General features: G+C 49.3%; 7 protein-coding genes. All 7 read left to right on the plus strand.

Annotated elements, in window-relative coordinates; translation table 11 throughout:
• Positions 1-13 precede the first annotated feature (13 nt).
• The 7 genes from rplK (at position 14) to SPD80_RS05355 (ending at position 11,825) form a co-directional block, all read left to right on the plus strand.
• The gene (gene rplK / locus SPD80_RS05325) at positions 14-442 is read left to right on the plus strand and encodes a 50S ribosomal protein L11 (RefSeq protein ID WP_320604076.1); all 429 of its coding nucleotides are present in this window, start codon (positions 14-16) and stop codon (positions 440-442) included.
• 95 nt (positions 443-537) lie between these two features.
• A complete protein-coding gene (rplA, locus tag SPD80_RS05330; RefSeq protein ID WP_320604074.1) occupies positions 538-1,242 on the plus strand; it encodes a 50S ribosomal protein L1 in 705 nt (234 codons plus the stop codon).
• Between the two features lie 166 nt (positions 1,243-1,408).
• A complete protein-coding gene (locus SPD80_RS05335; protein WP_320828824.1) occupies positions 1,409-2,194 on the plus strand; it encodes an NYN domain-containing protein in 786 nt (261 codons plus the stop codon).
• 380 nt (positions 2,195-2,574) lie between these two features.
• Positions 2,575-3,096 (plus strand): 50S ribosomal protein L10, encoded by a 522-nt coding sequence (rplJ, locus tag SPD80_RS05340; RefSeq protein ID WP_320604071.1) that lies wholly within the window; start codon positions 2,575-2,577, stop codon positions 3,094-3,096.
• Positions 3,097-3,172: 76 nt separating this feature from the next.
• Entirely contained in the window at positions 3,173-3,544 is a 372-nt protein-coding gene (gene rplL / locus SPD80_RS05345) for a 50S ribosomal protein L7/L12 (RefSeq protein WP_028263497.1), read from the plus strand.
• 329 nt (positions 3,545-3,873) lie between these two features.
• Positions 3,874-7,383, plus strand: coding sequence for a DNA-directed RNA polymerase subunit beta (locus SPD80_RS05350; RefSeq protein ID WP_320604068.1), 3,510 nt, complete (start codon positions 3,874-3,876; stop codon positions 7,381-7,383).
• Positions 7,384-7,388: 5 nt separating this feature from the next.
• The gene (locus SPD80_RS05355) at positions 7,389-11,825 is read left to right on the plus strand and encodes a DNA-directed RNA polymerase subunit beta' (RefSeq protein WP_320828826.1); all 4,437 of its coding nucleotides are present in this window, start codon (positions 7,389-7,391) and stop codon (positions 11,823-11,825) included.
• Positions 11,826-12,018 lie beyond the last annotated feature (193 nt).

The following is a 12,018-nucleotide window of genomic DNA, read 5'->3' on the forward strand; positions in this document are numbered from 1 at the left end:
ACAGGAGAACACTATGGCTGAGAAGAACGTAGTTAAGTTCATTAAGCTTCAGATTCCTGCTGGTCAAGCAAACCCTGCTCCTCCAGTAGGTCCTGCTCTGGGTGCTGCACAAGTAAACATTATGCAGTTCTGCCAGGCATTTAACGCAGAGACTAAAGATCAGGCTGGCGACATTATCCCCGTTGAGATTTCCGTATACGAGGATCGTAGCTTCAGCTTTGTTTGCAAGACTCCTCCCGCAGCTAAGCTCATCATTAAGGAGCTTGGCATTAAGGGTGGTTCTGGTGTTCCTCAGCGTGATAAGGTTGGTCAGCTTTCTCAGGACCAGCTTCGCAAGATTGCTGAGATTAAGATGCCTGACCTCAATGCTAACGATATTGATGCCGCAATGAAGATTGTTGCCGGCACCGCTCGTTCCATGGGTGTCACCATCGCTGAGTAACTCACGCAATTCATTGTTTTTATGCTTGCCTCACAAGGAGTGTGAGCTTTACGTGGGAGGGCATGCCGCCCGTATGCACCACACAAGGAGGATTTATGGCAAAGCACGGTAAGAACTATCGTAACGCTTCCGAGAAGGTCTCTGCAGACCTCTACAGCCCTAAGGCTGCTCTTGAGCTTGTAAAGGAGCTCGCAAGCGCTAAGTTTGACGAGACCATTGATGTTTCTATCCGCTTAGGCGTAGATACCCGTAAGGCAGATCAGAACGTTCGTGGTTCCATTTCCCTTCCTCATGGCACTGGCAAGACTGTTCGCGTTGCAGTATTTGCAGAGGGCGAGAAGGCCCGTGAGGCAGAGGCTGCTGGCGCAGACATTGTAGGCGCAGATGACTTGGTTGCTTCCATTCAGGCTGGCAACTTTGACTTTGATGCCGCTATTGCAACTCCTAACATGATGGCTAAGGTTGGCCGCATTGGTAAGCTTCTTGGACCTCGTGGTTTGATGCCTAACCCCAAGCTTGGCACCGTAACCATGGATGTTGCAAAGATGGTTGGTGAGCTCAAGGCTGGTCGTGTAGAGTATCGCGCTGATCGTTACGGCATCTGCCACGTACCTCTGGGCAAGGCTTCCTTTGAGCTTGTTGCATTGGTAGAGAACTACCAGGCACTTATCACCGAGATTTTGCGTGTTAAGCCTGCAGCTGCCAAGGGTCGTTACATTAAGTCTGTTGTAGTTTCTTCCACTATGGGACCTGGTGTTAAGGTAGACGGCACCAAGGTTCGTGCCCTTATGGAGGACTAGTACCACTTAGGCATACCTGTTTATTCCTAAAGCACCTCATCTCGCCGATGGGGTGCTTTTTTGTATGAGAAGCTGCATCCTATAAAAGCAATACTTAGTTATGATTGACAGTAAATCGGGGGGTATATTCAACAAGCTTTTATTTATTAAACGATAAGAGGTAAAAATGGCTGAGACAAGATTCGCGCTTCTCATTGATGCAGAAAACATTCCTGCAAAGTATGCTCAAAACATACTTGCAGAAATAGAAAAGCATGGCACATGCCTGTATAAGAGGGTGTATGGAAATATTAATGATATTACCAAGAATAAATGGCAAGACGCAGTTAAAGAGTATTCGCTTACGCCAAGGATTCAAATAAATAATACTCGTGGTAAAAACGCATCTGATTCAGCACTCATCATAGACGCAATGGATATTTTGCACACAGGTAATGTTACTGGCTTTTGTATCGTCTCGTCTGATAGCGATTATACGTATTTGGCAAGAAGGATTAGCGAGTCTGGTTGCAAAGTATGGGGTATGGGCGAATCAAAGAAGACACCCGACGCATTAAAAAATGCCTACAATAAGTATATTCCCATACAAGGTTCGACTTCAAAGCAGGCTAAGGAAGATAAACATACTGCTAAAGCTACAAAGAACACAAAAGCCGAAAATAATCAGCAGAAACAAAAGACTGCAAACCAAGATGAAAAAACGACAAATAATAACCTCAGGAAGGAGAACATTCAAAAATATATTCGAAAGTTTGTTGAGAAATGTGTTAGTGAAGGGAAGCCAGCAAGCCTATCATTTATCGGTAAAGAGCTTAAGAAAAAATATGGAGATTCTATAGTAAAATCTTATAAAAAAGGAAATGGAACTTCCTACAAGTCCCTTAAAGAGTTTATTAACGACTGCAGTTATCTTAAAGTGGATAAAAACAATAATGACGTATCTATCGCATAGATATTTATAAACAAGTCTGCTGTGGATACATACGGAGACGAGGCTGTAGCTAACTACCTTTACAGTTTAATAGCCGAGCCAAGCGCCTAAACTCCGTGGCAATCCTGTGAATCGTAGCTTACGCTTGACGAGAAACCCTTCTCGTTGCACAATAATCAATTGCTAGAGCACAAGCTTTAGCAGACGTTTAGCACGTCCACTGCCAGAGACAGCTGGTGCCCGTTTGGGCCTAAAGGGAGCAGATGCGCCCGCCCGCCGAGGTGGTCTAAAGAGTTTTGTATCTTCTGACCCCGTCTGGCATAAGCTGGCGGGGTCTTTGCATGCAAGGGCCCACCGTGCAGGTGGTTCGTGCCTGAAGACATGCATAAAGGAGGTGTCATATGCCAGCACAGTCTAAGTTCGATATGCTCGAGAAGGTATCTGCCTCGCTCGAGAATGCCGCAGGCCTTTTTGTAATCGACTACCGTGGTCTTTCCGTAAAGGAGGCACAGCAGCTTCGTCGTGATTTGCGTGAATCTCACGCAGAGATGAAGGTCTACAAGAACAATATCGTAAAGATTGCTCTCGAGAAGGCCGGTTTGCCCGCTATCGATGATGTCCTCATCGGTACATGTGCATACGTTTTTTACGAGAACGATCCTGTAGATGCAGCTAAGGTAATCAAGGCAGCAAGCAAATCTCTTAAGAAGATTGAGTTCCTTGGCGGCATTGCAGATGGTAAGGCAGTTAACGCAGCAGAGGCAAACGCTATTGCAGATCTTCCTTCTCGCGAGGAGCTCATTGCCAAGTTCGTTGGTTGCATTTCCAATCCTCTTTCTGGGGTTGTCCGTGTACTCAATGGTCCTGCACAGGGCCTTCATACGGTTCTTTCCGCAGTGGAGGAGCAGAAGAACGCTGCATAACGCAGTGGGATTCACCCAAACTTTTACATGTAGCTAAGGACATCAAAAACGATGTCCCTCACAAAGGAGAATTGACATGGCTGTCACCAAGGATGAAATTATTGAGGCTCTTAAAGAGATGCCAGCACTCGAGCTTTCTGAGCTTGTGCACGAGCTTGAGGACGTATTCGGCGTATCCGCTGCTGCTCCTGTAGCAGTTGCTGCTGCTCCTGCTGCTGCTGAGGCTGCTGAGGAGAAGACCAACTTTGACGTAGTTCTCGAGGGTTTTGGCGAGAACAAGATTGCTGTTATTAAGGTAGTTCGTGAGCTCACCTCTGCTGGCCTGAAGGAGGCCAAGGAGATGGTTGAGGGTGCTCCTAAGGCAATCCTCGAGGGCGCAAAGAAGGATGACGCTGAGGCTGCTAAGGCTAAGCTTGAAGAGGCTGGTGCTGCTGTAACCCTTAAGTAAATCCTCTTTTGCGGGAATTACTTACGCGTTTCTCACCCCTGTTTAAAACAGCAAGGACCCTTGGTTATAGGCCGAGGGTCCTTTAGTTTTCACTGCAATTTTGCTCACAAACCCTTTTGTTAGACAGTACATTTGTTGTACACTAATAGGTCCACATGTTCCCCACATATTTTCTTTTTTGTTTGAGCAGGTAAATAGGGCTTGTGGCTTTCTTTACTGTAAAAAACAGCTAAAGTCAAGCATTTTAATTGACCAAACCTCCTTCCTTAGGTAGATTATTAGATTGCGATATTTGTCGCATTATGTCGTTCCGAAGGAGGAAACACCTGGTGCCTACCACAAAGATTTCCACTACTACCTCCGCAAATGCACGTGAGCGCGTGAGCTTTAGCAAGATTCGCTCTAACGTCGAGCCACCCAACCTCATTGAAGTTCAGAAGGAGTCTTTCCATCGTTTTATGACGACTGGTTTGGACGAAGCCTTCGCAGAGGCATCTCCTATCGAGAATGCCGCTGGAACCATGGAGGTTTCGTTTGGCGAGCATCAGTTTGGAGATCCTGCACACACCATTGCTGAGTGCCGTGCTAAGGACATTTCTTATCAGGCTCCTATGCTCGTAGAGGTCCGCTTTGTCAATAAAGAGACGGGCGAGATTAAGGAGCAGCTCGTATTCATGGGTGACTTCCCACTTATGACCGAGCGCGGTACGTTTATCATCAACGGCTCTGAGCGCGTTGTTGTTTCCCAGCTTGTTCGTTCTCCAGGCGTCTACTTCTCTGAAGAGACGGATAGTGGCGTGTTAGTACACCGCGTCCAGTTCATTCCCGCTCGTGGTGCATGGTTGGAGTTTGAGGTCGATAAGCGCGGTCAGCTTGTTGTATCTATTGATCGCAAGCGCCGTCAATCTGCTACCCTGCTGCTTCGTGCATTGGGCATTGCGGAGTCTGATGACGAGATTCTTAACCTGTTGGGCGATTCTGACGTTGTCCGCTCCACCATTGAGCGTGACTCCGTACAGACCCGTCAAGCTGCTTTGGAAGAGATTTACCGTCGTCAGCGCCCCGGCGAGCCTGTTACTGCAGACTCAGCTCGTTCTTTGCTCGATGGTTTGTTCTTCAATCCAGTACGCTATGACCTTGCTAAGGTTGGTCGCTACAAGATTAACAAGAAGCTCGAGCTCGATACTGAGGCAGATATCGTTACCCTTACCGAGGAAGATATTGTTGTTGCCCTCCGTTACTTGCTTGCACTTCACGCTGGCGATACAACCAAGAAGGTTGATGACATTGACCACTTTGGTAATCGCCGCGTCCGCACGGTAGGCGAGCTGGTACAAAATCAATTCCGCATTGGTATGAGCCGCATGGAGCGTGTCATCCGTGAGCGCATGGCGTCCCAGGATGCTGATGACATCACTCCACAGTCTCTTATTAACATTCGTCCTATTGTGGCAGCAATCAAGGAGTTTTACGGTTCTTCTCAGCTGTCTCAATTCATGGATCAGTCCAACCCACTTGCTGGTCTTACTAACAAGCGTCGTCTTTCTGCTTTGGGACCTGGCGGTCTTGCTGGCCATAAGTCTGGTTCCAGCCGTCGTACCAATGTACCTACGGCAGTTCGTGACGTTCACAACTCTCACTATGCACGTATGTGCCCTATCGAGACTCCAGAAGGACCAAATATTGGTCTTATCGGCTCTTTGGCACTGTATGCGCACGTAAATGAGTATGGCTTTATTGAGTCTCCGTATCGTCGTGTTAAGGACGGTACGCTGACGGATGAGATTGTATGGATGACAGCAGATGAGGAGGAGCAGCACAATATTGCTCCCGCCAACACACCTGTTGATTCCAAGACTGGTGAGTTTATTGAGCTCGATCCTGCAACTGGCAAGCTTGTCAAGCCTACTCGTGTAGTAGCTCGTACGCGTGACTTTGACGGTTCCTTTGGTGCGCCTGCACAGGTTCCCGTAGAGGACATTGACCTCATGGATGTTTCTGCTCGTCAGCTTTTGTCGGTAGCAGCAACGCTCATTCCATTCCTCGAGCATGATGACGCTAAGCGTACGCTCATGGGTGCAAACATGCAGCGTCAGGCAGTGCCTCTGATTAAGGCTTGTGCACCTTTGGTAGGCACTGGTATGGAAGCTCGTGCAGCTTTGGACTCTGGTGAGATGGTATGTGCTACTGAGGACGGCCGTGTTGTAGAGGTAGATGCTCTTCACGCAGTTGTTAAGGGCGCAAGTGGCGAGATTACCTACGAGTTCCCCAAGTTTGAGCGCTCCAATCAGTCTACTTGCATCAACCATCGTCCCGTTATTAAGGTTGGTGACGATGTAGTAGCTGGTCAGCCTTTGGCAGACGGTACTTCTATCGATAAGGGCGAGCTTGCTTTAGGCAAGAACTTGCTCGTAGCCTACATGCCATGGGAGGGCTTCAACTACGAGGACGGTATCGTTGTTTCTGAGCGTGTGGTAGAGGAAGACCTGCTTACCTCCATCAATATTTCTCGCCATGAGATTGATGCTCGTGATACCAAGCTCGGCGCAGAGGAAATTACGCGCGAGATTCCTAACATGTCTGAGGACATGATTGCCAACCTCGATGAAGACGGCATTATTCGTGTAGGTGCAGAAGTTGGCCCTGGTGACATCTTGGTTGGTAAGGTCACTCCTAAGGGTGAGACTGCCCTTACCGCAGAGGAGCGTTTGCTGCGTGCCATCTTTGGTGCTAAGGCTCATGATGTTCGTGACACGTCCCTTAAGATGCCTCACGGTTCCTATGGTCGTGTTGTAGAGGTAGTTCGCTTTAGTCGCGAAGCAGGCGATGATCTGCCTCCAGGAGTAAATGACCTAGTACGCGTCTTTGTTGCACAGCGCCGTAAGATTCAGCAGGGCGATAAGATTTCTGGTCGTCACGGCAACAAGGGTGTTGTCTGTCGTGTACTTCCTGTTGAGGATATGCCTTATATGGCGGATGGTACGCCAATTGACGTACTTCTCGATCCCTTGGGCGTACCTTCTCGTATGAACGTTGGTCAGCTGCTTGAGTGTCATCTTGGCTGGGCTGCAAGCCACGGTTGGGATACCACAACGGACAAGTCCGACACCTATGTACCAGGCCCCATGTTTGTCTCGACGCCCGTTTTTGATGGCGCCAATGACGAGGAAGTAGCAGACGTATTACGTCGTGCTAACGTAAACCTCGTTAACAAGGCAAAGCAGGAGTACGGCGAGCATATACATGAGGCATTCATTCCTCAGCTCAACGATATGGGCAAGACCACGTTGTATGACGGACGTACGGGCGAGCCTTTCCGTGATCAGATTACCGTTGGTACCAGCTATATCCTGAAGCTTGGTCACATGGTTGACGATAAGATTCACGCTCGTTCTACTGGTCCTTACAGTCTGGTAACCCAGCAGCCTTTGGGCGGTAAGGCTCAGTTTGGTGGTCAGCGCTTTGGTGAGATGGAAGTTTGGGCACTGTACGCTTATGGTGCTGCTAACGTCCTCCAGGAGATTTTGACTGTTAAGTCTGATGACACCATTGGTCGCGTTAAGACCTACGAGTCCATTGTTAAGGATGAGAACGTACCTGCTGCAGGCACGCCTGAGTCCTTTAAGGTTCTCGTTAAGGAAATGCGCTCCCTTGCTCTTTCCATTGAACCTATCAACTACAAGAAGGTTTCTAGGAACACGGCAGCTCCCGCTGCATCTAACCATTCCGTCGACGACGTATTTTCTGCAGTAGATGAGGCAACCAACTTGGTGGATGACCTGTCTGATGTTGCAGACGTCGAAGTTCTTGTCGGCGACGTCCAGGACGATAAGGAGTAACGAACGTGGCAGATTTCGATAGCACCGACTTCGACGCCATTAAGATCTCGCTTGCTTCTGCCGATCAGATCCGTAGCTGGTCTTTTGGCGAGGTAAAGAAGCCCGAGACGATTAACTACCGTACGCTCAAGCCAGAAAAGGACGGCTTGTTCTGCGAGAAGATTTTTGGACCTGTAAAGGACTGGGAGTGCTCTTGCGGTAAGTACAAGGGAATTCGTTTCAAGGGTATTGTCTGCGAGCGCTGTGGCGTAGAGGTAACCAGTGCCAAGGTTCGTCGTGACCGCATGGGTCATATCGAGCTTGCTGCTCCTGTGAGTCATATCTGGTACTTCAAATCCCCCAACAGCTTCCCTCTGGCTCGCTTGCTTGATGTTAAGGGCAAGGACCTCGAGAAAATCTTGTACTTTGCAAGCTATGTCATTACTGAGGTAGATACTGAGGCTCGTGAGGCTGACAAGGATGACCTGCGCGAGGAGCTTGCAGCAGATATTGAGGAGCTCGATGCAGAGCGCGATGAGCAGATTGCTCGTGTACGTGAGCAGGGTGAGGACTCTGGCAACAGCTTTGATGATGTAGAGCCTCTTACCGCTGATGAGGTTCGTGCAGAGGTTGCAGACATCGAGGAAGAGTACGAGGAAGAGAAGACGCTTCGCCGTGAGGCTTACGAGCGTTTTATGCAGCTCAGCAAGCGTGATCTTATCTCTGATGAGTCTTTGTTCCGCGAGATGAAGCGCTATTACTCCATCTACTTCAAGGGTGGCATGGGTGCCGAGGCCGTACGTGAGCTTCTTCGTTCCGTTGACTTGGAGAAGGAATCCAAGGAACTGCGCGAGATTGTAGCAGACGTAGACGGTCAAAAGGCTAAGCGTGAGAAGGCAGTTAAGCGCCTTGAGATTGTGGATGCCTTCCTTGAGGGTCATAACGATCCTGCGGACATGATTTTGGATGTAATCCCTGTTATTCCACCAGATCTTCGTCCTATGGTTCAGCTTGATGGTGGTCGCTTTGCCGCATCTGACCTCAACGATTTGTATCGTCGTGTTATCAACCGTAACAACCGTCTTAAGCGCTTGCTTGACCTTGATGCTCCCGCAATCATTGTTAATAACGAGAAGCGCATGCTGCAGGAAGCCGTAGACGCACTGTTTGATAACGGTCGTCGTGGCCGTCCTGTCACCGGTCGTGGTGGTCGTCCTTTGAAGTCTCTTGCAGAGGCACTCAAGGGCAAGCAGGGTCGTTTCCGTCAAAACCTTCTTGGTAAGCGTGTAGACTACTCTGGCCGTTCGGTAATTGTAGTAGACCCCCAGCTTAAACTGCATCAGTGTGGCCTTCCTAAGGCAATGGCATTGGAGCTGTTTAAGCCATTCGTCATGCGTCGTCTTGTTGAGCTTAACAAGGTCGAGAACATCAAGGGCGCCAAGCGCGCCATCGATCGCGCTATCCCTGCGGTATGGGATGTTTTGGAGGAGGTCATTCAAGATCGCCTCGTACTTCTCAACCGCGCTCCAACGCTGCATCGTTTGTCTATCCAGGCATTTGAGCCCGTTTTAGTAGAGGGTAAGGCTATCCACCTGCATCCTTTGGTTTGCGCACCCTTCAACGCAGACTTTGACGGCGACCAAATGTCGGTACACGTACCTCTTTCTACGCAGGCTCAGACTGAAGCTCGCGTTCTTATGCTTTCGTCCAACAACGTTCGAAGCCCAGCCTCTGGTAAGGTTCTTACCGTTCCTTCTCAGGACATGGTCTTTGGCGTGTATTTCCTTACCACCTCTAAGGATGACGTAGCTGGTCAGGGTCGTGTATTCTCCAACTTTGACGATGCTATGAGTGCCTATGACTCTCGTAGTGATTTGGACATCCAGGCAAAGATTACCGTTCGCGTCTCTGCCACCGACGCTAATGTCGAGAAGGACGGCAAGAAGTTCTTCCGCGTTCGCAATGGTCGCGATGACATCGTCGATTACGACGTAACCGAAGGCGCCGCTCGCTTTGAGACTACGGTTGGTCGCATTATCTTTAACCGTCAGTGCTTGCCAGCAGATTATCCCTTTATCAACTACAAGATGGTAAAGAGCGATATGGGCAAGCTCGTTAATGATTGCTGTGACCGCTACTCGCTTACGCAGGTAGAGGATATTCTCGATAGCATCAAGTACGCTGGTTTCCACTTTGCTACCCGCGCCGGTCTGACCGTTTCTGTATGGGACGCTGTCATCCCCGATGACAAGGAGCAGATGCTTGAAGAGGCACAGGCTGCCGTTAACGAGATTAACGAGAACTATGAGGACGGTCTTCTGTCCGAGCGCGAGCGTCACGCCGAGGTAATTCAGGCTTGGACCTCTTGCACCGAAGAGCTGGGCTCCAAGATGCTTGATGGCTTTGCTGAGGATAATCCCATTTACATGATGGCTGACTCCGGTGCTCGTGGTTCTAAGACGCAGTTGCGCCAGCTCGCTGGTATGCGTGGTCTGATGGCAGACATGTCTGGTGATACCATCGACCTTCCCATTAAGGCAAACTTCCGCGAGGGTCTTGAGCCTCTGGAGTACTTCATCTCTACCTATGGCGCTCGTAAGGGTCTGGTAGATACCGCATCCCACACCTCTGACTCTGGTTACTTGACTCGTCGTTTGGTAGACGTAGCTCAGGACGTTATTGTTCGCGAGGAGGACTGTGGAACTGATGAGGGAGTAACGTATAACCTCATCAAACCTGGTACCACTGAACTCAACACTGATCTTATCGGTCGTTGTGCACTCAATGACATCATGGATGAGAAGGGCAGTGTTCTTCTTGCCAAGGATGAGTATATTGAGTCCGCAGATGATATCCAGAAGCTTGTGGATGCTGGCCTGAAGAAGGTTGAGCTTCGTGCACTGCTTACCTGCCGCTCTAAGTACGGCGTATGCCAGAAGTGCTACGGCTGGGATCTTTCCACACGTCGCCCCGTCAACATTGGTACGGCAGTTGGTATTATTGCAGCTCAGTCCATTGGTGAGCCCGGTACCCAGCTTACGATGCGTACCATTCACTCCGGTGGTGTAGCAGGTGCAGACGATATTACGCAGGGTCTTCCTACCGTTGCTCGTATGTTTGACGTTGTAGGCAACGTTAACGAGAAGATCTTGGGTCGTGAAGCAGACCTGGCCGAGAACTCCGGTGTTCTTAAGATTATTCCTGAGACCACTGACTACATCCTACAGATTGTGGATCCTGAGGATACGACGCGCGTTATTGTCGAGAAGAAGGTTCCCGTATCCGTTCGCTTTATGCCTGGCATTGAAGATGGTTGTACGGTTCGTGCTGGTGATCAGATTACCAAGGGCTTTGTAAACTTCCGTCGTTTGCGTACGCTTACGGATATTGAATCTACCATGCACATCTTTGTAGAGTCCGTTAAGGACGTCTACACCAGCCAAGGTGTAGATTTGGACGATAAGCACATCGAGGTAATTGCTCGTCAGATGTTGCGTCGCGTTCAGATTACTAACCCCGGCTCTTCTCGTTACTTGCTTAACCAGTACGTTGATCGTTATGAGTTTGCTGATACCGTCAAGGAGATTCAGCTTGCTGGCGGTACGCCTCCTGAGGCAACTCCCGTTATCTTGGGTACCTTGCGTGTTGCAAGCTCTATTGATTCTTGGCTGTCCAGTGCATCGTTTATCCGTACTGCTGGCGTACTTACCGACGGTGCCATTAGGGGCGAGGTTGACAACCTGCTTGACCTTAAGTCTAACGTTATTGTTGGTAAGCAGATTCCTGCAGGTACTGGTCTTTCTGCTTACAGTGATGTTGAGCTTACGTATCATGGCACACCTATTACCAAGGTGGCTAACGAGAAGACCTTGCCTGAGTGGGCACCCGATATGCTCAAGGACATTGAGGAGAAGCTTCCTCAACAGCTTGATTGGGTTGGCGATGAGTACCCCATGGGCGGCGTCTACTCCAAGAATGGCCGTACGCTTTCCAGTGAGGAAGCCAAGCTGTACTTGTTTGATGACCTGGGAGTATCTCAGCGTTGGACCAACAAGTTTAGTGAGGTTGGTATCGAGACCGTTGGTGACCTTATCGGTAAAACTGAGGATGACCTGCTGCGCATTGATGGTATTGGTGCAAAGGCCATTGAGGAGCTCCGCGATGGTCTTGAGGCTCGTAACCTGTTGTATATTCTTGAGCCAGATGATGACGTTGCCGATGACGAGGACTTAGCTCAGCTTCTTAATATGGTGTTTAGCCCCGATGATGACGGCGACATCATGCTGGGTACTGCAGCCCCCGCAACTCACCGATATACTGATGAGTTGATTGGTGCTCCTTCTACAGGCGCTTCTTCTGGTCTTGAGGCAATTAACGAGGATCTTGATTCTCTTGATGATCTTCTCAGCCAGGTGGTTCGTCAGGAGGATGCAGCTGCCGCAGCTGACGATGACGAAGAGTAATTGTTGTAACGCTTGTAGCTGTTGTTGGTTATAAAACGTTCATGGCCTGTCCGATTTATTTCGGGCAGGCCATTTTTTGTGCGCTTAGGAAGTAGTAGACAAGTGCTTGCTGTTACATAGTTCGTGACTCGTCGTGCCATTATTAATATTAATAATGGCACGACGCAAAAGAAACGATGCCAAAGATACGACG

The organism is Atopobium sp., from assembly GCF_034113385.1.
GTDB lineage: Bacteria > Actinomycetota > Coriobacteriia > Coriobacteriales > Atopobiaceae > Atopobium.